Source organism: Pimelobacter simplex (assembly GCF_024662235.1).
Taxonomy (GTDB): Bacteria; Actinomycetota; Actinomycetes; order Propionibacteriales; family Nocardioidaceae; genus Nocardioides.
Genome location: NZ_CP096276.1, coordinates 1,330,788 through 1,354,063, shown reverse-complemented (window position 1 = coordinate 1,354,063; position 23,276 = coordinate 1,330,788). Strand labels below are relative to the sequence as shown.

Sequence of the window (23,276 nt, the reverse complement as noted above, 5' to 3'; positions counted from 1 at the left end):
TCAGCGATCGCGGTTGGGCGCGCCGTTCGCGGGCGTCTCGGCCGTGCCGGTCCGCACCGTCACCTGCTTGGGGTCCAGCGAGGCGGGCTTGCGCGGCCCGGGCATCCGCAGCGGGAGCCGGTCGGCACCGCTGGCCGGGGTCGGCTTGCCCGTGATCCGGCCCGAGCCGAGGTGCAGCACCCCGGCCGGCGTGGACGGGATCACCATGCCGAGCTTCTCGGCGGCCGCGGCCACCCGCTCCTGGTTGTCGAGGGTCTGCAGGTCCATCTCCAGGGCCTCCTGCTGGACGCCGAGGTCGGTGGCCTGTCGCTCCAGCGCGGTCTCGCGGAACGAGGCCTGCTGCATCGAGGTGTTGAAGAGGAGCAGCCCGATCACGCCGGCCAGCAGGATCACGCTGACGAAGGCGACGAAGGGCATCCGGGGCGCGCGCGAGCGGCGCCGCGGCACCACGCTGAGCCGGGCGCGCTGGAGCGCGGCCTGGGCCAGCCGCGGTGCGACGTGCGGGAGCCGGTTCCTGGGCTGTGGTGCGGTGCTCGACATCAGTGGGTCCCCCTGCCGATCGATGCGTTGCTCGGACGGATGCGCTCGACGGCGCGAAGTCGGACGGAGGCGGCCCGAGGGTTCTCCTCGATCTCCTCCTCGTTGGCCTGCTCGGCCCCCCGGGTGACGAGCCGGTACGACGGCTCGGCCCCCTCGGGCACGAACGGCAGGTCGTCGGGGACGTCGAGCCGGGTGGCGGCGGCGAACGTCCGCTTGACCAGCCGGTCCTCGAGCGAGTGGTAGGACTCGACGACCACCCGGCCGCCGACCCCGATCGCCTCGACCGCGGCGGGCATCGCGCGCTGCAGCACCCGCAGCTCGTCGTTGACCTCCATCCGCAGCGCCTGGAAGGTGCGCTTGGCCGGGTGCCCGCCGGTACGGCGCGCGGGGGCCGGGATGGCGTCGTACAGGAGGGCCACGAGGCGCCCGGAGCTGGTGAACGGCTCCTTCTCCCGCTCGCGCACGACGGCATCGGCGATCCGGCGCGCCATCTTCTCCTCGCCGTACTCCTTGAGGATGCGGGTGAGCTCGGCGGCGCTGTAGGTGTTGAGCACGTCGGCCGCGGTCGGCCCGGTGCTCCCCATCCGCATGTCGAGCGGCGCGTCCACGGCGTACGCGAAGCCGCGCTCGGGCAGGTCGAGCTGCATCGAGGAGACGCCGAGGTCGAACAGGACGGCGTCGACCTCGCTCAGCCCCTGGCCGGCGATCACGTCGGCGATCTCGTCGTACACGGCCTGGACGCCGGTGAACCGCTCACCGAACGGCGCGAGCCGCTCCCGGCTCATCGCCAGCGCCTGCGGGTCGCGGTCGATACCGATCACGCGCGCCTGCGGCAGCCGCTGCAGGACCGCCTCGGTGTGCCCACCGAGACCGAGCGTGCAGTCGACGAGCACGGCGCCCTCACGCTCGAGCGCGGGCGCCAGCAGGGCGACGACCCGGTCCAGCAGGACGGGGACGTGGCGGGGGCTGCTCATGTCAGCGCCCGGCGAGGTGAGCGAGGAGGAACAGGCACGCGCACCCGACGGAGACCGCCGCGGAGAACGCCATCAACGTGAGGGCGTCCCGCGCCAGCTCGCGCACACGAGGCTCGCCGGAGGAGACCTCCGGCGGAAGCGTGCGTACGACCCTCATGATTTCGACCCCTCGACCCTGGGAAATGGAACGGATCCGCAGAGCCAGGTCCCTGCCCGCTCCCGCGCCGGCGTTGTTCGGGTGCCGTCTGGTGCCGGGGAAGGTGCCCCAGAAGGCGGGATGCTCGGGTGCTGCCCCGCCTGTGGCCGGGGAAGGTGTCACAGGAGGTGTGGCACCGGAGCTGTCGGGAGCGGGAGCGGGCTGAGACCTCGTCCTGCGGATCCGCTGTTCTGTTGTCAGTGCTGCTGCTGGTGGCCGGGCGTCCCGGCCGGGGCGGTGACTAGTCGTCGTCCTCGTCGAGGTCGGCGAACTCCTCCAGCGCCTCGAGCTGGAACTCGCGCCACGCGGCCGGGTTCCAGATCTCCAGGCGGTCCCGGACCCCGATCACGACCACGTCGCGCTCGAGTCCGGCGTACTCCCGGAGGTGGGCCGGGATACCGACCCGGCCCTGCTTGTCAGGGGTGCTCTCGTCGCCACCGGCGAAGAGGACCCGTGCGTAGCGCCGGGCGGCGCGGTTGGTCATCGGCCGGGCGGCTGCCCGCTCGGCCTCGTCGGCGAAGACATCGGTCGGCCAGACGACGAGGCACTTGTCCTGTCCCTGTGTGACCACGAGGCCCTCCGCCAGTCGATCCCTGAACTTCGCCGGGAGGAAGAGGCGGCCCTTGTCGTCGAGCTTCGGGGTGTAGGTGCCCATGAAGAGCATCGGGCACCCCCCAGCCGGTCGACGTGGATCACCTTTCCTCCACTTTCCCCCACAGTACTCCACTTTCCTCCACCGTCAACCACCGAACACCCCGTTTCGGCAGTCGTGTCGCTCCCCCGCGCCCGAAAACCCGCAGGTCAGACGCCTGAACGCGCTGGTGGAGCGGGGTGGAGGAGAAGTGGAGCGCCGGTGGGGAGAAATGCCGCCCGGGCGTGGCGCCCGCCCCACCCCACGAGGTGCGCGGGTCGCTGGGACGAGGTGCGGGAGTTGCTGCGGCGAGGGACGGCGGTTGCCTCCGCAACCCGCGCGCGTCGGACCAGCAACCCCCGCACTTCGCCCCGGCACCCGCGAGGTAGGTGACAGCAGCCCCCGAGTTGGGCACGCTGATCTAGGGTTTGCTCCACCCCGGCACCACCGCCGGGAAGCCCGTAGCCGCAGGAGAAGGATGAGTTCCGTGGAGTCGTCGACCAGCGCCCCTGCCCCGGTACCGACCGGGAGCACCGACGTCGACACGGTCGCGCGCGTCGCCGGCCGCATCCAGGCGAACGTCGAGAAGGTCATCGAGGGCAAGAGCGACGTGGTGGCGGCGGCGATCGTCGTCCTGCTCGCCGAGGGTCACCTGCTGCTCGAGGACGTGCCCGGCGTCGGCAAGACGATGCTGAGCAAGGCGCTGGCGCGCAGCGTCGACTCGACGGTGCGGCGCATCCAGTTCACGCCGGACCTGCTGCCCTCCGACATCACGGGCGTCTCGGTGTTCAACCAGTCGACGCGGGAGTTCGAGTTCCGGCCGGGCGGCGTGTTCGCCAACGTGGTGATCGGCGACGAGATCAACCGGGCCTCGCCCAAGACGCAGTCGGCGCTGCTGGAGTGCATGGCCGAGCGCCAGGTGACCGTCGACAACGTGACCTACCACCTCGACACGCCGTTCATGGTGATCGCGACCCAGAACCCGGTCGAGATGGAGGGCACCTACCCGCTGCCCGAGGCCCAGCGCGACCGCTTCATGGCGCGCGTGTCGATCGGGTACCCGGTGCCCGCGGCCGAGATCGCGATGCTGGCCAACCACGGCGCCGTCAGCCCGCTCGACGACCTGGAGCCGGTCACCGACAGCGCCGAGATCCGCAAGCTGTGCGGGATCGTCGCGCAGGTGCACGTCGCCGACGCCGTCCAGCGGTACGCCGTCGCGCTGACCTCCGCGACCCGGTCCAGCCCCGAGCTGGTGCTGGGCGCCTCGCCGCGCGCCACGCTCCACCTGGTCCGCGCCGCCAAGGCGCGCGCGGCGCTGCACCACCGTGACTACGTGATCCCCGACGACCTGCGGGCGCTGGTCCAGCCGGTCCTCGCCCACCGCCTCCTGCCCAGCGCCGAGGCCGCCGTGGGCGGTCGCAGCCTGGCCGGCATCCTGGACGGGATCGCCGCCCAGGTGCCGGTACCCGATCCTTCCGCGTGAGGGGAGGTCCCGGTCCGTGCGCCGTGCCCTGTCGTCCCTGACGCTCCGCGGCCGCGCGTTCGTCGCGGCGGGGATCACCGCGATCCTGTGCGCGGTCGTCTTCGGCCAGCCGGCGCTGACCCGGGTGGGCGTGCTGATCGCGACGCTGCCGCTGCTGGCCGCGCTGGTGGTCTCGCGCCGCAAGCACGACCCCACGGTCAGCCGGACCGTCTGGCCACGGCTCCTGCGCGCGGGTGAGTCCGCACGGATCGACCTGACGATCGCCAGCGAGCGCAAGCGCTCCGACGGCGCCCTCCTCATCGAGGACACGCTCCCCTACGCGCTCGGCGGCCGGGCCCGCTTCGTGCTCCAGGGTCTGGGCGGGCAGTGGGAGCGGACCGTGTCGTACCCGGTGCGCTCCGACATCCGCGGCCGCTACGTCGTGGGCCCGCTCGTCGCGCGGCTGGTCGACCCGTTCGGCCTGGTCGAGCGGCGCCGGGCGATCGGCACGACCGCCCAGCTGACGGTCACGCCACGCGTCGTACCGCTGCCGTCGATCCCGCTGTCGGGTGGCTGGCAGGGCGCCGGAGAGCACCGGCCGCAGGCGTTCGCATCGGGCTCGTCCGAGGACGTCAGCGTGCGCGAGTACCGCCGCGGCGACGACCTGCGCCGGGTCCACTGGCGCAGCTCGGCGCGGATCGGCGAGCTGATGGTGCGCCGCGAGGAGCAGCCCTGGGAGGCGCACGCGACGGTCCTGCTCGACAACCGCAACCTGGCCCACCGCGGCCAGGGACCCGCCTCCAGCCTGGAGGCCGCGATCATCACCGCCGCGTCCGTCGCGGTCCACCTCGAGCAGCACGGGTACGCCGTACGCCTGGCGACGGCCGACGGCGCGGCCGCCGACGGCGCCGAGGAGGCGCTGGAGCGGCTCGCCGTGCTCGACCTCAGCCACCGGGCCACGCTCGAGGTCGGCTGGTCCGGCGAGCAGGCCCGCGGGGGCGTGGTCGTCGCCGTGCTCGGGGGCTTCCTGCCCAACGACACCGCGTCGCTGCGCCGCATCCGTCACGACGCCGGGACCGCGCTCGCGCTGGTCCTCGACGTCGAGCAGTGGTCGCCGTCCCGGGTCGGCCCCGGGCCCGCCGCGGCCGCCGCTCCCCTGCTCTCGATGTCGTGGCGCGCGACCGGGCTCGGCCCGCGTGACAGCCTCGACACCGCCTGGCGCGACCTCGGCCGCTCCCCCGTCCGCGGAGGGGGTGCCCGATGAGCCGGCACCGCGGGCCGATCGGCCCCACGCTGCTGGTCAGCGTCGTCGCCGCGCTCACCGCCTGGGCGGCACTGACCTCGTGGCACGGCTTCGTCGTCGAGCGCGGCAGCTATCTCGGACCGCTCGCCGTGCTCGCCGTCCTCGTCGCCCTGCTCGGCGCCGTCCTGCGCTGGGTCGGCGCGCCGCGCTGGGTCACCGCGCTCGCCCAGGTGCTCCTCGGCACCGTCCTGGTCACCCGCGAGATCACCGGCGCCCTGCTGCCCCTGGGCGGGGCGGGCACCGAGCTGTGGCACGCGGTCGAGACCTCCCTCGACTCCGCCCGCCAGTACGCCGCCCCGATCAGCGCCAGCGTCCCGCCGGTCTGGCCGCTCCTGGTCGTGCTCGGCGCGCTGTTCATCGTGCTCGTCGACATCATCGCCTGCACCTACCACCGGGTGCCGATCGCCGGACTGGTCCTGCTCGCCGTCTACTCGGTGCCCAGCGGACTGCTCGACTCCGGCCCCGGCTGGGGCAGCTTCGCCGCCGCGGCGGCCGGCTTCCTCGTGCTGCTCCACCTCGAGTCGCGCGACCACCTGCTGCGCTGGGGTCGCACCGTCGGCCCCGAGGACGACACCCTGTGGCGCCACGGCAACCCGCTGCGCGAGGCGATGCGCGCCGGCGCCGGGCGGATCGGCGTCACCGCCACCGCCCTCGCGCTCGTCGTGCCCACCTTCGTGCCGGTCCTGGCGGTCGACGTCCTCGACCTCGGGACCGGGAGCGGCGACGGCGACATCCGGATCCGCAAGCCCATCGCCGACATGCGCCGCGACCTGGAGCGCGGGCGGGACGTGCCGCTGATCCGGATCAGCACGGACGACCCGGCGCCGTCGTACCTGCGGGTGTCGGTGCTCAACCGCTACACCGGCGACGAGTGGAGCAGCGGCGACCGCGACGTGGCGAGCAATGACGTCGCCGACGGTGCGCTCCCCCGCCCGCAGGGGCTCTCCCCCGACGTACCCACGACGACCTACGACTACGACGTCTCCATCACCGACGCCTTCGACTCGACCTGGCTGCCCACCCAGTTCCCGGCCGCGGCCGTCGACGCCGAGGGCGACTGGCGCTTCGACCCCACGACGATGGACTTCCTCGCCGCCGACAACGGGCTCACCACCCAGGGCCTCGACTACACGATGACCGGGATCGACCCGGACTACGGCACCGACGGCCGCTTCTTCGGCGACCCCCAGCCCAACGACGTCCCTCCCGAGCTGCTCCGCGTGCCCGGCACCGTGCCCCCGATCGTGCGCAACCTCGCCGACAGCGTCACCGAGCCCGCCCGCGACGACTACGAGCGCGCGCTGCTGCTGCAGCGCTGGTTCCGCCAGGACGGCGGCTTCACCTACGACCTGCGCCGCGCCCCCGACGGCACCGGCAACGAGACCCTCGCGACCTTCCTGGCCCGCGACGGCCGGGTCGGCTACTGCGAGCAGTACGCCTCCGCCATGGCCGTGATGGCGCGCACCCTCGGCATCCCCGCCCGGGTCGCGGTCGGCTTCCTGGAGCCGACCGAGATCGACGCCGGCGTGTGGGAGTACAGCAGCCACGACCTCCACGCCTGGCCCGAGCTGTACTTCGCCGGCGCCGGCTGGGTCCGCTTCGAGCCGACCCCGAGCGGACGCGTCGAGGACGTGCCGGCCTACAGCCGGGTACCGGTCGCGGGCAGCGGCGTGGACCCGACCGACCTGCCGTCGTCCAGCAGCCAGGCTCCCTCGGGCGGCACCACCACCGTCGGCCCCAACCAGCGGCCCAGCGCCAAGCCGCGGCCCGAGCGCGACACCGGCGCCGACGGCGCCGGCCAGGACCAGGGCATCCCGACGCCGGTCCTCATCGGCGGCGGCATCAGCCTCCTGGTGCTGCTGCTCGCCGCGGGCGCCCTCGGCGGCCCGCGCGCCGTACGCCGTCGCGACCGGCAGCACCGCCTCGCCTCCGGCGACCCGGACCAGGCCTGGGCCGAGCTGCGCGCCACCGCCCGCGACCTCGGCATCCCCTGGACCGACGGCCGCTCCCCCCGCGAGGTCAGCACCGTCCTCGTCGACCACCTCGCCGACCCCACCACCGACCCGGACCGGCGTCCCGAACGCCCCCGGACCGGCCCCGAGGTCGCCCCCGACGCCACCGACGCCCTCGACCGGCTCGTCCGCCGCGTCGAGCACGCCCGCTACGCGCGCCCCGGCGCCGTCGCCACCCTCGAGCGCGCCGACACCTCCCTGGCCACCGACGCCGTCCTGGTCGTCGCCTCGCTCGAGGCAGGGGTCACGCCGCGGGCGCGGCGGCGGGCGGTCTGGGTGCCGCGGTCGGTGTGGCAGGCGCTGCTCCGGCGCTGAGGCTGACGGCGGTCCGGCGGCCTCACGCCGGGCACGCCGGGCACGCCGGGCACGCCGGACGGGCCGGGCGTGCCCGGCCTAGACCGGCAGCGCGGCTGAGCTCAGCGCCCTCCGCGCTCGGGGGCGGCGGCGCGCTCTGGGCGGGGCGGCGGACTGCCGGGCTGCCGGGCTGCCCGGCGGGCGGTGAGGCGGTGGGGTGTGAGGCGGCGAGCCGGAGGGCTCAGTAGCCGCCGCCGTCGCGGCGCCGGCGCCAGCGCGCCTGGAGGTTGTCCATGAACCCCGACGAGGACCGGCCGCCGCCACGGTTGTGACCGTGGCCGCCGCGACCGTGGTGGTGGCGTCGGCCACCGTCGATCACGCCGAAGCCGGAGGGGTGCGAGGAGACCGAGGGGGCTGCGGCGCCGCCGCGCTGGCCGCGTACGGAGCTCAGCAGCAGGGTGGCCGAGGCCAGCATGATCACGAAGCCGGCCACGCCGACGGGCCAGTAGCCGCTGACGGCACCGCCCATCATCACCGCGACACCGACGGCGAAGACGACGCCGGCGAGGATCGCGCGGCGGCGAGCCGCCTGGCGCAAGGTGGTTCCGCGCAGGGTGGAGGCGAACTTCGGGTCTTCCTCGCTGAGGGCGCGCTCCATCTGCTCCAGCAGACGCAGCTCCTCTTCCGAGAGTGGCACCGGCTCCTCCGACACATGCGAGGCGGAATGGCTCCGCCGTTGACTTCCTCCAAGTGTAGGCAGCCGGGTCCAGCGGTGGTAGGGCTCCCCCGAAATTGCCGGTCCCGATCAGAGCAGGCTGGCCCGTCGTACGGCCGCGTGACCGAAGCGGTCGGTGGCCCGGTCGACCGCGCGGTCGGCGTCGGACCAGCCCGGGTCGCGCTCGCCGAGGGCGAGCTGGCGGCCGTCGCCGGGGCGCAGGTGGCGCAGTCCCTCGACCCGGACGCCGACCAGGCGGACCGCGACCGGGCGGGGGCGGCGGTCGTCGAGCAGCCCCTCGAGCAGCGGTACGGCGGTCGCGTAGACCTCCTGGGTGATGTCGGTCGGCTCCGGCAGGGTGCGCGAGCGCTGGACGGTCGTGAAGTCGGTGAACCGCACCGTCACGGTCACCGTGCGCCCCCGGCGTCCGGCGCCGCGGACCCGGGCCACGACCCGGGCAGTGAGCCGGAGCAGCTCGCGGCGCAGCGCCGCGCGGTCGCGCAGGTCGATCGCGAGCGTGTGCTGGGCACCCATGCTGCCCTCGGGCTCGCCCTCGCCGAAGCCGAAGACGCCGGCGCCGCCGGGGACGAGCTCGGTCCGGTCCCGGCCCCACACCAGGGCGTGGAGGTGGCCGCCGAGGTGACGTCCGAGCATCTGGCGCAGCTGCTCGCGCGAGAACGTGGCGACGTCGCCCACCGTGATCAGCCCGATCCGGTGCAGGCGCTGCCGGGTCGCCTCGCCGACGCCGTAGAGGACCCCGACGTCGAGCGGGTGGACCTCGGCCACGAACCGGTCGGGGCTGATCACCCGGACGCCGTCGGGCTTGGCCTGGCGACTGGCGAGCTTGGCGACCGAGACGGAGGCGGCGATGCCGACCGAGCAGGCGATGCCGTGCTCGGCGCGGATGGTCGCGCGGATGCGCTCGGCGATCGCCTCGGGCGGGCCGAACAGCCGCACCGCGCCGCGTACGTCGAGGAAGGCCTCGTCGAGGGAGGTCACCTCGACCACGGGGGTCACCGTGCGGAAGGTCTCCATGATCGCCTTGGACACCGGCGTGAGCACGCTGAAGTCGGGCGGCACGGTGATCGCGCCCGGGCACAGCCGCTGGGCCTCGGTACCGGACATGCCCGAGCGGATGCCGTAGGCCCGCGCCGGGTAGTTGGCCGAGAGCACCACGCCGCGGTGGCCGCCGCCGACCACGACCGGGACGTGCTGGAGCTCGGGGCGGTCGCGGATCATCACCGAGGCGTAGAAGGCGTCCATGTCGACGTGCAGGATCGGGCAGCGCACCGGCGCCGGCTCGGGCGCCGACGCGGGCTCGGTCGCGGCGCCGTCGCCGGCGCTGGCCCCGGTCATCGGCGCGACCCCGGACGAGGGCCGGGCCCGAGGCCGGGGCGGGGCTCAGCCCCGGGTGGCGAGGACGTGCAGCTGCGTGGCGAGCGGGAGGTACTCGGGGCGTTGGGCGACCGCGCGCTCCAGGTCGACCAGCGCCGCCGCGGCGCCGGGCTCGTGGTCGACGAGGGCGGCCGGGACGAGGTCGGCGAAGACCCGGACCGCGTGGACCGAGAGGTCGCCGAAGCCGGCCGCGGCGAGGAGGTCGGTGATCTCGGGGGCGGTGAAGCGGCGTCCGGTGCGGGCGTCGACGGGGGCCGGGTCGTCGAGGAGGGTCCGGGCGAGCTGGAAGTGGCCGGCCATGGCGCGGGTGATGACGGCGGCGTGGCGCTGGCCGACGACGAGGCTGAGCAGGCCGCCGGGGCGCAGGACCTGGCTGATCCGGTCGAGGGCGAGGACGGGGTCGACGACCTCGAGGACGCCGTGGCACAAGACGACGTCGGCGCTGCCGGGGCCGACGACGTCGACCAGGTCGGCGACATCGCCCTGGAGGCCGGAGACGTCGAGGTCGACCTCGCGCGCGCGGCGCGCCAGCGCCGCCAGCGCGTCCGGGCTCGGGTCGACCACGCGGACCCGGTGACCCGACTCCGCCAGCCGTACGGCGAACCCGCCGGTGCCGCCACCCAGGTCGACCACGTCGCGCGGACCGCCCGAGAGCGCCGCTTCGAGGGCGTCCCAGACGACCGCGGTCCGCACCGATCCACGCTGCTCGCGAGAGGCCATGCGCTGAACACTACTGATCCCCCTGCCCCAGACCCCGCCGACGCGTCGGGCGGCCCTCAGCCGGCCACCGCGCGCCCGGCGAGCCGCTCGCCCAGCAGCCGGTGGGGGGTCAGGCCGAGGGACTGCTCGACCAGGGCCAGGAAGCGGTCGGCGTCGCGGACCAGGTCGTCGGCCTCGCGCTCGGTCACCGCCCGGGTCGAGCCCGCCTCGGCGGCGGCCCGCTTGGCGGCACCGGCCGCGAAGAAGGTCGCCCACTCACCGAGCTCGGGGGCCACCTCGGCGAGCAGGACCCAGGCGTTCTTCTGGCCGCGCCGGCGCGGCGGGGCGGCCGGGCGGGCCCGGGCGGCGAGCAGCGCGGCCGCGGCGCGCAGCGCGGCGACGTGGGCGCACGCGTAGCGGGTCGGGACGTCGCGCGCGGCCACCGCCTCGCTCAGCGACTCCGCCGAGCGCAGGAGGTAGTTGTGGGTGGTCGCCGGCAGGCTGTGCGGGCTGACCGTGAAGGGTGCGTTGTGCGGGGCCACGGCGGGGTCTCCTTCGGGTCGTGTTCGAACATCTGTTCGAACGTCTCCGACGGTACACCCGCCCTCCGACACAAGGTCAAGAGTCGGTGGGGACCTCGGCGCGCGGGGCGTCCTGGTCGGCCTCAGCAGCGCCGGGAGCCTCGACAGCGCCCTCGCGCAGCTCGGGCGGCACGCCCATGGTCCGGACGAACTCGCGGCTCTGGGGGTGCCAGACGAACACGAGCGTCACCGCGCTGATCACCGCGGCCGCGATGGCCATGCCGTCGACCAGGGTCGGCGGGTTGGTGCGCACGGTACCGACGGCGACGACGAAGATCCCGGCCGCGATGGCGGCCAGCGAGTGGCGCGCCCAGTTGTGCCCGGCGCGGTAGAGCGCGATCAGGGTGAGGGCGAGCACCGCGGTCACGCCGTAGAGCACGAGGATGACCGGCACGAACTCCACCGGCTGCACCGTGCTGTCACCGACCTGCATCGGGGACCACACCGAGCCGAGCTGGTCGCGCTGCACGACGACGAGCACGCACACGAGCAGACCGGCGGCCACCAGGAACCACAGCAGCCAGCAGGCGAGCTCGACTGCGGCCGGGCGCTTGATCATCGTTCCTCCAGTACGTGGGTCGTTCCGGGACTCGGTCGATAGGGTCAGCCCCATGTCGGCCGAGCATCCCTCGATCACCCGGTTCCGCGACGAGCACCAGCGCCGGGGTGGAACCGGCCAGATCGTCATTCTGCCCGACTCGGTCCACACCGCCGCACTGGCCGCCGAGGCGCTCGGCTGCGAGGTGGGGGCGATCGCCAACAGTCTGCTCTTCGATGCCGACGGAACCCCTGTGCTGATCCTCACGTCAGGAGCGCACCGAGTCGACACCAACCTGGTCCGTACGACGCTCGGCGGGCCGGCCCTGCGCCGGGCGAAGCCGGAGTTCGTCCGCGAGCACACCGGCCAGGTCATCGGCGGCGTCTCCCCCATCGGCCACCCGACCCCGGTCGCGACGTACCTCGACCCCTGGCTCGAGCGGTACGACGTGGTGTGGGCCGCCGCGGGCCACCCGGCCGCCGTCTTCGCCACGACCTACGACGAGCTGCGCAGCCTGACCGGCGCGACGCCCCTCGTCGTCGCGCAGGACTGAGCCCGTGGCACGCATCGTCGTCATCGGCGGCGGCCTGGGCGGCATGGCCGCCGCGGCCCGGCTGGCCAAGCTCGGCCACGAGGTCGCGCTCCTGGAGGCCTCCGGCCAGCTCGGCGGCGCGCTCGCGCCGGTCGAGCGCGACGGCTTCGTCTGGGACGCCGGCCCGGCGTCCACGCTGCTCCCGGCCGCGCTGCGCGACCTGTTCCGCAAGTCCGGCCGGCCGTTGGAGAAGGAGCTCGGTGCCGAGCTCGAGCCGCTGCCGATCGTGCGCGAGCACCGGTTCGCGGACCGCACCTCGATCCGCCTGCCGGGCGGCTCCCGGGCCGACCAGCACGCGGCGTTCGAGGAGCTCGGGACCGGGCTGGGCGACAAGTGGGTCCGCCACGTCGACATCTACGCCGACGTGTGGACGCTGCTGCGCCAGCACTACGTCGAGGCACCGTGGGACCCGTACACGAAGGGCGCGGTGCCCAAGGAGCTCGCCGCCCTGTTCGCCATCCGCGAGACGCTCTACAAGCGGCTGCGCCACGACTTCCGCGACGAGCGGCTGGCGCTGGTGGCGGGCTACCCGGCGGTCGCCGAGGGGCACGACCTGCGCAACGTCCCCTCGTGGGTGGGTGTGCACAGCTACGTCGAGCAGATCTTCGGGGGCTGGCGGGTGCCCGGCGGGATGGGGCGGATCGCCTACCTGCTCGGCGCGCGGCTGCAGACCCGCGGGGTCACGGTCCGTACCGGCGTCGAGGTGCTCGACCTGGTGGTGCGCGAGGGGCGGGTCGCCGCGGTGCGCACCGCCGAGGGCGACGCCGAGGCCGATGCCGTCGTGGTGGCGGTCGACCCGCGCCGACTGCCCGCGCTCGCGCCGTACGTCGAGCGGACCATGCCGGCGATCCCGCCGGTCGTGGCGCACCTGGGCCTGCGCGGCGACGTACCCGAGCTGGAGCACGAGCTGGTGATCCACGAGGAGCCGATGCTGACCGTGCGCCCGGGCGGCATCGCCCCCGACGGCTGCACCGCCTGGACCGTGCACGGCCGCGGCAAGATCGCCGAGGACCTGCTCGACGCGCTGGCCCGGCACAAGATCGACGTCCGCGAGCACGTCGTCACCCGGGTCGACCTGTCCCCCCGCGACCTCGTGGAGCAGTGGCGCGGCTCGCCGATGGGCGTGCTGTGGCAGGGCCGGGGCACCGTCCGCAACCGGCTCGGTCCGAGCACCCCCATCCCGGGCGTGTACGCCGCGGGGGCGCACGCCGCTCCGGGCGCGGGCGTGCCGTTCGTGACCCAGTCGGCCGCGCTCGTCGCGCAGCTGATCGGCCCCGCCTGAGGGTTCAGCCGGAGGGACCAGCCGGACGGATCAGACGGTGATCTGGAGCGCCTCGAAGATCTCCAGCGTCGCCTTGGAGCGGTTGAGCGTGTAGAAGTGCAGGCCCGGCGCACCGCCGGCCAGCAGCTCGTCGCACAGCTCGGCGGCGACCTTGATGCCCTCGGCACGGACCGCGGCGGGGTCGCCGTCGTAGGCGCTGATCCGGGCGACGATGTCGTCGGGGACGCTCGTGCCGATCAGCTCGCCCTGGCGGCGGATGGCGCTGAGGTTCAGGATCGGCATGATGCCCGGCAGGATCGGGATGTCGACGCCGCGCTCGCGCACCCGCTCGACCAGCGCGAAGTAGTCCGAGGCACGGAAGAACATCTGGGTCACCGCGAACTCGGCGCCCGCGCGGGCCTTGGCGGCGAGGACGTCGGCGTCGGCGTCGAGCGAGCCGGCCGACGGGTGGCCCTCGGGGAACGCCGCGACGCCGACCCGGAAGTCACCGCGCGAGCGGGCGAGCTCGACCAGGTCGAGCGCGTAGTTGAGCCCGCCGTCGGTCGGCGTCCAGTCGGCGCGGGGGCCTTCCTGCGGGTCGCCGCGCAGGGCCATGACGTGGCTGACGCCCTCGGCGACGTAGGCGTCGAGGATCGTGCCCAGCTCGTCGCGGGTGTGACCGACGCAGGTCAGGTGCGCCATCGGCACCAGCGAGGTCTCCCGGGCGATCCGGCCGGTGATCGCGACGGTCTTGTCGCGGGTGCTGCCGCCGGCGCCGTAGGTCACCGAGACGAAGGTGGGCCGATAGGGCTCCAACGCGCGGATGGCGTCCCACAGCTGGGCTTCACCTGCCTCGTCCTTCGGGGGGAAGAACTCGAAGGAGAAAGATCGCCCGCCCTCACGGATGATCTCGCCGAGGGAGCGTCCGGCACCGGTAGTCATGGGGCGAAGTGTAGGAGGGTGAGACGGCCCCGGACCCGCCATCTCGCGGATTCCCCCGCTCACTAGGCTCAGGGGGTGACCAATCCGGCATGGGACCCGACCGCCTTCCGCACCGAGGTCCAGGCCACCCTCGACGCCTTCCTCGCCACCCAGGCCGACCGGCTCGCCCCGCTCGGCGACGACGCCGCCCGGCTGCTGGCCGAGGCCCGGGTCACCGTGTCGGGCGGCAAGCGCTTCCGCGCGGCCTTCTGCCACTGGGGCTACGCCGCGCTCGCGGGGGCTCCGAGCGGCGCCGACGCGGCCGCCGTACGGCGGGCGGCGGCGTCGCTCGAGCTGCTCCACGCCAGCGCCCTGGTCCACGACGACCTGATGGACGCCAGCGACACCCGCCGCGGCCGCGCCGCGACCCACCGCGCCTTCGAGGCCGAGCACCGCAGCGACGGCTGGCGCGGCCAGCCCCAGCAGTACGGCGCCGCGGCCGCCATCCTGCTCGGCGACCTGCTGCTGTCGTGGTCCGACGAGCTGCTGCGCCACTGCGGCCTCGGCTGGGACCGGGTCGGCCCCGCGCTCGACGTCTTCGACCTGTGCCGCTCCGAGGTGATCGCCGGGCAGTTCCTCGACGTCTCGGTGCAGGCGCGCGGGCGGGCCAGCGTCGAGCAGGCGATGACCGTGCTGCGCTACAAGTCGGCGAAGTACTCCATCGAGCGCCCGATCCACGTCGGCGCCGCGCTCGCCGGGGCCGACGCCGCCACGCTCGACCTGCTCACCGCGTTCGGCCTGCCCCTGGGCGAGGCCTTCCAGCTGCGCGACGACGTGCTCGGCGTCTTCGGCGACCCGGACACCACCGGCAAGCCGGCCGGTGACGACCTCGTCGAGGGCAAGCGGACCGTCCTGGTCGCGATGGCGCTCGACGCCGCACCCGAGGCCGACGCCGCCCGGCTCGACGCCGCCCTGGGCACCTCGCTGTCCGAGGCCGAGGTGGCCGACCTGCGCACGATCATCGACGGCTGCGGCGCCCGCGCCCAGGTCGACACGCTCATCGACGAGCTGGCCGACCAGGCCGTCGCGGCGCTGCGCCGCGGTCAGGCCGAGGCGGGCTGGGACGCCGAGGCGTGCGGGGTGCTGGAGCAGCTGGCCGCCGCGGCCACGCGCCGCGCCTACTGACGCCTACGCGAGGACCGGCACTCCGTCGGGACCCGGCCCGCGCAGCAGCACCTCGAGCCGCGGCTCCTCGGGCCCCCGCTCCCCCAGGATCTCGACGACGACCGCGAACCGCGCCGGCTCGGCCCGCGCGTAGCCGCTCCAGGCGTCCCACAGCAGCACCGTGGGGCCGGGCAGGTCGCGCAGGCAGTCGTTGAGGGCGTCGAGGTTGACGCCGTAGTGGTCGGGGAAGGCGAGCGCGTCACCGATCGCGCGCAGCACGGCGGGCGTGGTGTCGAGGGCGGCGCCGTCGACGTACCCGAAGGTCCAGCCGGCGTGCTCGACGGCGTGGCGGACGTCGGCGACGTCGAGCGCGGACTCCCAGCGGTGCACCCCCGGGGTGTGCCGGCCGGCCAGGACGGCGGCGAGGCCGCTCACCGGCCGGCCCGCCAGATCCGCTCGAAGGACGCGTAGTGGTCCTCGGTCCAGTAGAGCTGGCCGCCGTCGCCGGCGATGATCCGGCGGGCGCCGCGGTGGGAGAGGCCGGGGGTCGCGACGGTGTACTCGGCGTAGTAGCCGCGCGGGCGCTGGGGCAGCTCACCCTCGAAGTTGCCGAAGGTCGATCCGTCCTTGCCCGGGTAGGGGTACGGGCCGCCCGCTTCGATCAGCCGGACCGTCGTGGCCGCCTCGCGGGGCAGCGAGGTGAGCGCGACGTAGGCGATGCCGTCCTCGTCGGCGTCCGGCATCGACGCCGGCGCCGGCGCCGACGCCGGGGGCGAGGACGGTCCCGATCCGGACGACGGCGCGGAGGTCTCCGGGTCGCGGGCGACGGGCTCGCCGGAGCCGTCGGAGCCGCGGCTCTGGAGCCACCACAGCCCCAGGACCAGGACGACGGTGACGAGCGTCGAGACGACCTTGCCGGTCGTCCCCCCGAGCCGCGGCATCGTGCTCAGAAGGCCAGCGCCTGGGCGCGGCGCTTGACCTCGGAGCCGCGGTTCTCGAGCAGGGCGTCGATCGGGCGGCCGGGGAGGTCGGCGTCGAGGAAGATCCAGGCGATGCACTCGCGGTCGTCGAAGCCGTTGTCGTGCAGCACGGTGAGCAGGCCGGGCAGGCCCTTGACCGGCTCGCCGTCCTCGGTCAGGAAGAGGGCCGGGACGCCCTGCTTGCGGCCGTCGCCGGGCACGGCCGCGGCGAGCTGGTGGTCGCGCACCATCGTGCGCACCTTGGCGGCGGTGACCCCGATCAGCTCGGCGGCCTGGTCCCAGTCGAGCCACGCCTCGACGAGGGCGGCGAGGTCGTGGTCGGCGAGTCGCGGTTCGGTCATGGGGCCATCTTCCCCCACGGAGCCGGGAGGAGACCTCTCGGCGTGGCCTCCGCGTCCGTGAGGGGTCGCGCCGTACGATGGTCGTTCCGGTCACCTTCCCCGGCCGGTCCAGCAGAACATGCACAGGAGGGTCGCTGTGCACGACGACCAGCGCGCCCGCGGCGACAGCGCCGCGCGCCCCGGCGACCCCGCACGCACTGAGGACCACCAGTTCGGGCGGTTGCTCGACGGGCGCTACCGGGTCGGCGCGCGCATCGCGCGCGGCGGCATGGCCAGTGTCTACGAGGCCGTCGACAGCCGGCTCGACCGCACGGTCGCGGTCAAGATCATGCACCCGGGCCTGGGCGACGCGACGACGGCGGACGACGACACCTTCGCGCGGCGGTTCGTGCGCGAGGCCAAGGCCGCGGCCCGGCTCTCCCACCCGCACGTGGTCGCCGTCTACGACCAAGGCCGCGACGACAGCGACGGCACGGTCTACCTGGTCATGGAGTACGTGCCGGGCCACACCCTGCGCGACACCATCGCCAAGGAGGCGCCGATGGCGCCCGAGCGGGCGCTGGCGCTGCTCGACCCCATCCTCTCCGCGCTCGCCTCGGCACACCGGGCCGGTCTGGTGCACCGCGACGTCAAGCCCGAGAACGTCCTCATCGCCGACGACGGCCGGATCAAGGTCGCCGACTTCGGCCTGGCCAAGGCGGTCACCGCCGACACCCAGCACACCGCGACCAACGGCGTGCTCATCGGGACGGTCTCCTACCTCGCGCCCGAGCTGGTCGTCGAGCAGCGGGCCGACGCCCGCGCCGACGTCTACGCCGCGGGCGTGATCCTGTTCGAGCTGCTGACCGGCACCAAGCCGCACACCGGCGAGACGCCGATCGCGGTCGCCTACCGCCACGTCCACCACGACGTGCCCGCGCCGTCCTCGGTGGTCCCCGGCATCCCGGCGTACGTCGACGCGCTCGTCGCCCGCGCCACCTCCCGCGACCCCAGCCTGCGCTCCAGCGACGCCGCCGTCCTGCTCCACCAGGTGCACCGGGTCCAGCAGGCGCTGCGGGCCGGCGTGCGCGAGGACCCCGAGCTGGTCGCCGACCTGCTGCCGTCGGCGCGGGTCACCGAGTCCGACGAGGCCGGCACGGACACCACGCCCGAGCCGGTGAGCTCGCTGTGGGACGGCATCGCCGACCTCGTCTCCCCCGACGCGCCGCGTGGCGACCAGGACCGGGACCGGGAGCGCACCTCGGTCATCGCCGCCGCACCGCCGCCGCCCCCGCCGCCGTCCGTCCCGGCCACCCCGGCCGCCGCACCGGCCCCTCAGCGGCCGCGCCGGCGCCGGCGCGGGTTGGTCTGGGTGATCGTGCTCGCGCTGCTCCTCGCCGTGGCCGGTACCGGCGGCTGGTGGCTCGGCTGGGGCCGCTACACCTCGACGCCGGGCGTGATCGGGCTGACCTCGGCCGCTGCCGAGGCCAAGATCGACGACGCCGGGCTCGCCGTCCGGGTCGGCGAGGAGTCCTACTCCGAGACCGTCGACAAGGGCGAGGTCATCTCCACCGACCCCGGCCCGGGCGACCGGATCCTGCCCGGTGGCGAGGTCACCCTCGTCATCTCGCTGGGACCCGAGCGCTACGACCTGCCCCGGTTGGCCGGGCTCACCCGCGACCAGGCCGAGGCGGCGCTGGCCGAGGTGAAGTTCCAGGGCGGGCGGGTCGTGGAGAAGTTCTCCGAGACCGTCGGCGCCGGCAAGGTGATCACGAGCAACCCGGCCTACGGCACCCCCGCGGCCAAGACCCTGCCCGTGGGCACGGTCGTCGAGCTCGTCATCAGCAAGGGCCGCAAGCCGATCGAGGTCGGCGCCTGGACCGGCAAGAGTGCCGAGCGCGCCGAGCGGGTGCTGCGCAAGCGCGGCCTCGACGTCGACATCGAGAAGAAGTACAGCGAGGACGTGCCCGAGGGCCGGGTGATCAGCCAGAGCCCGCGCGACGGCACGCTGTTCAAGGGCCAGACCGTCACCCTCACCGTGTCCCAGGGCCCGCCGCTGGTGACCGTCCCCTCGGTGCGCTACTCCTCCACCGACGACGCGATCGCCAAGCTCGAGGACCTCGGGCTCAAGGTGCGCACCGAGCACGCCACGATCTACCTGTCCGGCAATGTGGCCTGGAGCACCGATCCCGACGCCGGGTCCAAGGTGCGCAAGGGCAGCACGATCGTGCTCTATATCGTCTGATCGGTGACGCAGCCCCACCTCTCCCGCCCGGTCGGCAGCCACGTCCCGGTCGGCAAGAACCTCGTCGACGGCGCCCTGCGGACCGCGCTCGCCACCGGCTGCGAGGCGATCCAGGTGTTCTGCGGCAACCCGCGCGGCTGGACGCTCAGCGCCGGCGATCCCGCCGTGGACCGGCGCTTCCGCGACCGCACCGCCGAGGCCGGGCTGCGCGTCGTGATCCACACGCCGTACCTGGTCAACCCGGGCTCCCCGACGCCGGCGACCTACGAGAAGTCGCTCGCCGTGATCGCCCACAACCTGCGCCGGGCCGTCGAGATCGGCGCCGAGGGCGTCGTGGTCCACACCGGCTCGTACGTCGACCCGGCCGGCGACCCCGACGGCGCCACCGCGCGCCATACCGCGGCACTGGCCCGGATCCGCGAGGGACTGCTCCCCCTGCTCGACACCGTCGAGGACGACGCCGCGCCCTGGCTGCTGCTGGAGCCGACCGCCGGCCAGGGGCGCTCGCTGTGCGCGGGCGTGGACGACCTGGCGGCGTACCTGGGGGCGGTGGACCTCCACCCCAAGGCGGGCATCTGCCTCGACACCTGTCACGTGTTCGCCGCGGGCGAGCCGCTCGACGAGCCCGGCGGCGCCAAGGCGATGCTCGACCGGATCGTCGAGATCGGCGGCCCCGGACGGCTGCGCCTGGTGCACGCCAACGACTCCAAGGACGTGCGCGGGGCGTTCAAGGACCGGCACGAGAAGATCGGCCAGGGCCACATCGGCACCGACGCCTTCGCCGAGCTGTTCGCCCACCCGGCGACCGAGGGCGTGCCGTTCGTGCTCGAGACGCCCGGCTCGCGCGACGCCGACGACCCCGACCTCGCGCTGCTCAAGGCGTTGCGCGACGGACCGTTCGGTGGCTGAGTCCGCCGGTCGCCGTACGGCGCTGCTGGCGACGGTGGCGCTGCTCGCCACCACGGCCTGCTGGGGCTCGACGTTCTTCCTGATCAAGGACCTGCTCGACCGGGTGCCCACCGTCGACTTCCTGGCGGTGCGCTTCCTCATCGCCGGACTGGTGATGCTCGCGATCGCGCCGCGCGCGGTGGCCCGGCTCGCCCCGGACGTGCGCAACCGGGCCCTTGTCCTCGGCGCCCTGTACGGCGTCGCCCAGATCTTGCAGACCGCCGGACTGGCGCACACCCCCGCGAGCGTGTCCGGCTTCGTGACCGGCCTCTACGTCGTCGCCACCCCGCTCCTGGCCGCCGTCCTGCTGCGCACCCGGATCACCGCCGCCACCTGGGGTGCGGTGGTGCTGGCGACCGCGGGGCTGGCCGTGCTGACCCTCGACGGTCTCTCGATCGGCTACGGCGAGGCGATCACGCTGGTCGCGGCGGTCCTCTACGCGCTGCACATCGTCGGGCTCGGTGCGTGGTCGCGCCCGGCGGACGCGCTGGGCATGTCGATCCTCCAGCTGCTGGTGATCGCGGTGATCTGCCTCGTGGCGGCGCTGGTGTCCGGCGCGCCGGGCGTCGTGCTGCCCGAGCGTGGCGGCGACTGGGCCTCGGTCGTCTACATGGCGCTCGTCGCGGGCGCGGGCGCGCTGCTCGCGCAGACCTGGGCGCAGGCGCACCTGCCGCCGACCCGCAGCGCGATCGTGATGAGCACCGAGCCGGTCTTCGCGACGTTCTTCGCGGTGCTGCTGGGCGGTGAGTCGCTGACCACGCGGATGCTCCTCGGCGGGGCGCTGGTGCTGACCGCGATGCTCGTGGTCGAGCTGGTGCCCCGGCGCCGGATCGAGGGTGAGGTCACCCACCTGGCGGTGTGAGCGCCCCTGGCGTCCTTGGCCGCGGAGGAGCACCATGGGTTCCTGGGGGTCCAACCGACACCGGAGTCACCATGGCTGGTCACATCATCCACGTCCACGGCACCATCCCGGCCCCGCCCGAGCAGGTCTGGGAGGTCATCACCGACATCGCCCACGCCGACGACGTCCTGCGCAGCGTGAGCGAGCCGTTCCTGCTCACCGAGGGCGGGTACGACGTCGGGACGACGTGGCGCGAGCGCCGTACCCTCTTCGGGCACCACGGTCCCGAGGAGCTGCAGGTCGTCGCCTCCGAACCGCCCCGGCGCACCGTCGTCGAGGCGGAGGTCGGACACGACGTCATCCGCACCGCCTACCGGCTCACGCCCGCCGGCCCGGACCACCGCGAGACCCGCCTCGCCATGACCACGACGGTCGTGATGAGCGGACGCTCGACGTTGTCCCGGGCGATGTGGGCGATGTTCGGCGGGTTCAGCTACGACCGCACCCGGCGGATCCTGGAGCACGACCTGGAGGACATCGAGGCCGAGGCGTGCCGTCGCGCGCTCAGCGCCTGAGCGTGCCCGAGGGGCGCTTGACCTGACGGGACACCGTGGGGTCACGGTACGGTGACCCCGCGATGACCACCCCGACGTACTGCACCAGCTGCGGGCACGAGCTCGGGATCGGCCGGTTCTGCACCAACTGCGGGCAGCCGGTGCCCGGCCGGCACCCCGAGGCGGCGCCCGCTTCCGGCGCGCCCGTGACCGCGGTGGTCCCGCCCCCGACCGGGCAGCTGCCGCCCGCCGCGCGCTACCCGCTGTTCGCCGACGGTGCCCCGCCGGCCGCGCCGCCCGCGCCGCCCGCCGCCCCGCCGACCGCCGCGGTGCCCGCGCCCCCGCCGCCGTACGCGCCGCCGGTGACGCCGGCCCCGGCGCCGGGCCGGTCGCGGTCCTGGGTGCCGTGGGTGATCGCGGTGGTCGTGGTCGCCCTGGTCGCTGGGATCGGCGCCTTCCTCGTGGTCAGCGCCGGCGGTGACGACTCCCCCAGCACCCAGGACCGGGCGAACGACGGCGGCGCGCCGCCCGCCACGAAGCCCGCGGAGCCCACGACCGGCGCCCCGGTCGAGCCCGACAGCACCGGGACCGGCAGCCCGGTCGAGCCGCCCGCGCCCGGCGATGTCGTCGACCTGACCGCCGGCGCTAGCGCCCAGGTGCCCGCGACCGCCCCCGGCAGCCGCGACCGGGACAACCACCCGGTCACCTTCGAGGCCCGCAACATGCTCGACGGGCAGCCGCGCACGTCGTGGCGGATGGCCGGCGACGGTACGGGCGCGACGCTGACCTTCGACCTCGGCCGCGAGGTGGTGCTCACCGAGGTGGGCATCATCAACGGCTACGCCAAGGTCGACGGCGCCGACAACTGGTACCGCGGCAACCGCCGGATCCGCGCGGTGCAGTGGGAGCTCGACGACGGCACCCGGATCACCCAGGACCTGACCGATCGCCGTACCGTCCAGCTGATCCCGGTCGGCCCGGTCACGACCACCCGCGTGGTGCTGCACCTGGTGACGGTGACGCCGCCGGGCAAGGGGCCCAACGGGCGCGACTTCACCGCGATCAGCGAGGTCCGCTTCCGCGGCGCTCCCGCCTGAGGCCGGGCGTGCCCGGGCTCAGAGGGACGCGAGCACCTGGGCGGCCCGCTCGGCGTCGTCGCGGCTGACGTCGAGGTGGGTGACGAGCCGGATCGTGCGCGCACCCACCGCGCCGATCAGGACGCCGGCCTCGCGCGCCCGCGCGACGAAGACCGGCGCGTCGTCGCGGTCGAAGGTGACGATGTTGGTGTCGACCGCCGCCGGGTCCGCGCCGCAGGCCTCGGCCAGCAGGCGGGCGTGGGCGTGGTCGTCGGCGAGCCGCTCGACGTGGTGGTCGAGCGCGTGCAGGCCGGCCGCGGCGAGGATGCCGACCTGGCGCATGCCGGCGCCGAGGCGCTTGCGGCGCACGCGCGCATCGGCGACCTGCTCGGCGCTGCCGAGGACGAGTGAGCCGGCGGGAGCGCCGAGGCCCTTGGACAGGCACACGGCGAGGACGTCGGCGACCGCGCCGTAGTCGGCGAGCGGCGTACCGGTGGCGACGTGGGCGTTCCAGATCCGGGCTCCGTCGAGGTGGACGGCGACCGCGCGCTCGTCGGCGTAGGCCCGCAGCGCCTGGAGGTCGGCCAGCGGTACGACGGCTCCCCCGGCGAAGTTGTGCGTGTTCTCGACCGAGAGCGCCGCCGTCCGCACGAAGTAGGGCCCGAGGTCGGGCGCGAACAGCTCGTCGACGACGGCGAGGTCGACCTGCCCGCGCGGGTGCGACCAGGTGCGCATGGTGAGGCCGGAGACCGCACCGTGGGCGCCGAGCTCGGCGCGCGCGATGTGGGCGCGCGCCTCGCACAGCACCTCCTGGCCGGGCGCGACGACGGCCGCGACCGCCAGCACGTTGGCCAGCGACCCGGTCGGCGTGAACAGCGCGGCCTGGTGACCGAACAGCCCCGCCACCCGCTCCTCGAGCGCGCGGACGGTCGGGTCCTCGCCGTAGACGTCGTCACCGACCTCGGCGGCGGCCATCGCGGCGCGCATCGCCTCCGTCGGACGCGTGACGGTGTCGCTGCGCAGGTCGATCAACG

At 74.6% G+C, this 23,276-nt stretch carries 25 protein-coding genes; 11 read left to right on the top strand and 14 right to left on the bottom strand.

The window, feature by feature from the left end:
* The 4 genes from M0M48_RS06530 to mraZ all read right to left on the bottom strand — a co-directional run bounded on the left by M0M48_RS06530 (position 1) and on the right by mraZ (position 2,365).
* A complete protein-coding gene (locus tag M0M48_RS06530; protein ID WP_215815159.1) occupies positions 1 to 540 on the bottom strand; it encodes a hypothetical protein in 540 nt (179 codons plus the stop codon).
* The gene (gene rsmH, locus M0M48_RS06525; protein WP_215815160.1) at positions 540 to 1,514 is read right to left on the bottom strand and encodes a 16S rRNA (cytosine(1402)-N(4))-methyltransferase RsmH; all 975 of its coding nucleotides are present in this window, start codon (positions 1,512 to 1,514) and stop codon (positions 540 to 542) included. Before rsmH ends, M0M48_RS06530 begins: the two co-directional genes overlap by 1 nt.
* A gap of 1 nt (position 1,515) precedes the next feature.
* Positions 1,516 to 1,671: a hypothetical protein gene (locus M0M48_RS06520; protein WP_257750520.1), complete on the bottom strand. Its 156-nt coding sequence runs from the start codon at positions 1,669 to 1,671 to the stop codon at positions 1,516 to 1,518.
* 280 nt (positions 1,672 to 1,951) lie between these two features.
* Complete coding sequence (mraZ, locus tag M0M48_RS06515; RefSeq protein ID WP_374197009.1) at positions 1,952 to 2,365, bottom strand: division/cell wall cluster transcriptional repressor MraZ; 414 nt, start codon at positions 2,363 to 2,365, stop codon at positions 1,952 to 1,954.
* 454 nt (positions 2,366 to 2,819) lie between these two features.
* Here mraZ and M0M48_RS06510 point away from each other — a divergent pair, with 454 nt between their 5' ends.
* The 3 genes from M0M48_RS06510 to M0M48_RS06500 are packed head-to-tail and all read left to right on the top strand — an operon-like array spanning position 2,820 to position 7,433.
* Positions 2,820 to 3,824 (top strand): AAA family ATPase, encoded by a 1,005-nt coding sequence (locus M0M48_RS06510; protein ID WP_215815163.1) that lies wholly within the window; start codon positions 2,820 to 2,822, stop codon positions 3,822 to 3,824.
* A gap of 16 nt (positions 3,825 to 3,840) precedes the next feature.
* On the top strand, positions 3,841 to 5,067 hold the full coding sequence (locus M0M48_RS06505) for a DUF58 domain-containing protein (protein WP_257750519.1): 1,227 nt from the start codon (positions 3,841 to 3,843) through the stop codon (positions 5,065 to 5,067).
* A complete protein-coding gene (locus M0M48_RS06500) occupies positions 5,064 to 7,433 on the top strand; it encodes a transglutaminase family protein (RefSeq protein ID WP_257750518.1) in 2,370 nt (789 codons plus the stop codon). The genes M0M48_RS06505 and M0M48_RS06500 overlap by 4 nt, the downstream gene beginning before the upstream one ends.
* Positions 7,434 to 7,653: 220 nt before the next feature.
* Here M0M48_RS06500 and M0M48_RS06495 read toward each other — a convergent pair whose 3' ends face one another.
* The 5 genes from M0M48_RS06495 to M0M48_RS06475 form a co-directional block, all read right to left on the bottom strand.
* The gene (locus M0M48_RS06495; protein ID WP_215815166.1) at positions 7,654 to 8,109 is read right to left on the bottom strand and encodes a DUF3040 domain-containing protein; all 456 of its coding nucleotides are present in this window, start codon (positions 8,107 to 8,109) and stop codon (positions 7,654 to 7,656) included.
* Between the two features lie 108 nt (positions 8,110 to 8,217).
* The gene (gene dinB, locus M0M48_RS06490) at positions 8,218 to 9,483 is read right to left on the bottom strand and encodes a DNA polymerase IV (RefSeq protein ID WP_257750517.1); all 1,266 of its coding nucleotides are present in this window, start codon (positions 9,481 to 9,483) and stop codon (positions 8,218 to 8,220) included.
* Positions 9,484 to 9,528: 45 nt separating this feature from the next.
* Positions 9,529 to 10,242, bottom strand: coding sequence for a methyltransferase domain-containing protein (locus M0M48_RS06485; RefSeq protein ID WP_215815168.1), 714 nt, complete (start codon positions 10,240 to 10,242; stop codon positions 9,529 to 9,531).
* 56 nt (positions 10,243 to 10,298) lie between these two features.
* Positions 10,299 to 10,763 (bottom strand): SAV_6107 family HEPN domain-containing protein, encoded by a 465-nt coding sequence (locus M0M48_RS06480; RefSeq protein WP_257750516.1) that lies wholly within the window; start codon positions 10,761 to 10,763, stop codon positions 10,299 to 10,301.
* Between the two features lie 76 nt (positions 10,764 to 10,839).
* Positions 10,840 to 11,361, bottom strand: a complete 522-nt coding sequence (locus M0M48_RS06475) for a hypothetical protein (RefSeq protein WP_257750515.1) — start codon at positions 11,359 to 11,361, stop codon at positions 10,840 to 10,842.
* Between the two features lie 52 nt (positions 11,362 to 11,413).
* On the opposite strand from M0M48_RS06475, the gene M0M48_RS06470 reads away from it, so the two are divergent.
* On the top strand, positions 11,414 to 11,893 hold the full coding sequence (locus M0M48_RS06470) for a YbaK/EbsC family protein (protein WP_257750514.1): 480 nt from the start codon (positions 11,414 to 11,416) through the stop codon (positions 11,891 to 11,893).
* Positions 11,894 to 11,897: 4 nt separating this feature from the next.
* Positions 11,898 to 13,214, top strand: coding sequence for a phytoene desaturase family protein (locus M0M48_RS06465; RefSeq protein WP_257750513.1), 1,317 nt, complete (start codon positions 11,898 to 11,900; stop codon positions 13,212 to 13,214).
* Positions 13,215 to 13,244: 30 nt separating this feature from the next.
* Here M0M48_RS06465 and metF read toward each other — a convergent pair whose 3' ends face one another.
* The gene (metF, locus tag M0M48_RS06460) at positions 13,245 to 14,135 is read right to left on the bottom strand and encodes a methylenetetrahydrofolate reductase [NAD(P)H] (protein WP_257750512.1); all 891 of its coding nucleotides are present in this window, start codon (positions 14,133 to 14,135) and stop codon (positions 13,245 to 13,247) included.
* A 75-nt stretch (positions 14,136 to 14,210) separates the two neighbouring features.
* Here metF and M0M48_RS06455 point away from each other — a divergent pair, with 75 nt between their 5' ends.
* Positions 14,211 to 15,299, top strand: coding sequence for a polyprenyl synthetase family protein (locus M0M48_RS06455; RefSeq protein ID WP_257750511.1), 1,089 nt, complete (start codon positions 14,211 to 14,213; stop codon positions 15,297 to 15,299).
* A 3-nt stretch (positions 15,300 to 15,302) separates the two neighbouring features.
* On the opposite strand, the gene M0M48_RS06450 is transcribed toward M0M48_RS06455, so the two are convergent.
* From M0M48_RS06450 to M0M48_RS06440, 3 genes are read right to left on the bottom strand one after another with little or no spacing between them, the layout of a single operon-like run.
* Positions 15,303 to 15,713 (bottom strand): barstar family protein, encoded by a 411-nt coding sequence (locus tag M0M48_RS06450; protein ID WP_257750510.1) that lies wholly within the window; start codon positions 15,711 to 15,713, stop codon positions 15,303 to 15,305.
* Complete coding sequence (locus M0M48_RS06445) at positions 15,710 to 16,219, bottom strand: ribonuclease domain-containing protein (protein ID WP_257750509.1); 510 nt, start codon at positions 16,217 to 16,219, stop codon at positions 15,710 to 15,712. Before M0M48_RS06445 ends, M0M48_RS06450 begins: the two co-directional genes overlap by 4 nt.
* A gap of 5 nt (positions 16,220 to 16,224) precedes the next feature.
* Positions 16,225 to 16,599, bottom strand: a complete 375-nt coding sequence (locus M0M48_RS06440) for an Rv2175c family DNA-binding protein (RefSeq protein WP_257750508.1) — start codon at positions 16,597 to 16,599, stop codon at positions 16,225 to 16,227.
* 136 nt (positions 16,600 to 16,735) lie between these two features.
* Between M0M48_RS06440 and pknB the strand changes: the two genes are divergently transcribed.
* From pknB to M0M48_RS06415, 5 genes are all read left to right on the top strand, one after another.
* Positions 16,736 to 18,823, top strand: coding sequence for a Stk1 family PASTA domain-containing Ser/Thr kinase (pknB, locus tag M0M48_RS06435; protein WP_257750507.1), 2,088 nt, complete (start codon positions 16,736 to 16,738; stop codon positions 18,821 to 18,823).
* Positions 18,824 to 18,826: 3 nt separating this feature from the next.
* Positions 18,827 to 19,732, top strand: coding sequence for a deoxyribonuclease IV (locus M0M48_RS06430; protein WP_257750506.1), 906 nt, complete (start codon positions 18,827 to 18,829; stop codon positions 19,730 to 19,732).
* Positions 19,725 to 20,633, top strand: coding sequence for a DMT family transporter (locus M0M48_RS06425; protein WP_257750505.1), 909 nt, complete (start codon positions 19,725 to 19,727; stop codon positions 20,631 to 20,633). Before M0M48_RS06430 ends, M0M48_RS06425 begins: the two co-directional genes overlap by 8 nt.
* Positions 20,634 to 20,704: 71 nt before the next feature.
* On the top strand, positions 20,705 to 21,187 hold the full coding sequence (locus tag M0M48_RS06420) for an SRPBCC family protein (RefSeq protein ID WP_215815179.1): 483 nt from the start codon (positions 20,705 to 20,707) through the stop codon (positions 21,185 to 21,187).
* Positions 21,188 to 21,249: 62 nt separating this feature from the next.
* Positions 21,250 to 22,263 (top strand): zinc ribbon domain-containing protein, encoded by a 1,014-nt coding sequence (locus M0M48_RS06415; RefSeq protein WP_257750504.1) that lies wholly within the window; start codon positions 21,250 to 21,252, stop codon positions 22,261 to 22,263.
* 18 nt (positions 22,264 to 22,281) lie between these two features.
* Here the strand turns inward: M0M48_RS06415 and M0M48_RS06410 are convergent, their stop codons facing one another.
* Positions 22,282 to 23,274 (bottom strand): threonine aldolase family protein, encoded by a 993-nt coding sequence (locus M0M48_RS06410; protein ID WP_257750503.1) that lies wholly within the window; start codon positions 23,272 to 23,274, stop codon positions 22,282 to 22,284.
* Positions 23,275 to 23,276 lie beyond the last annotated feature (2 nt).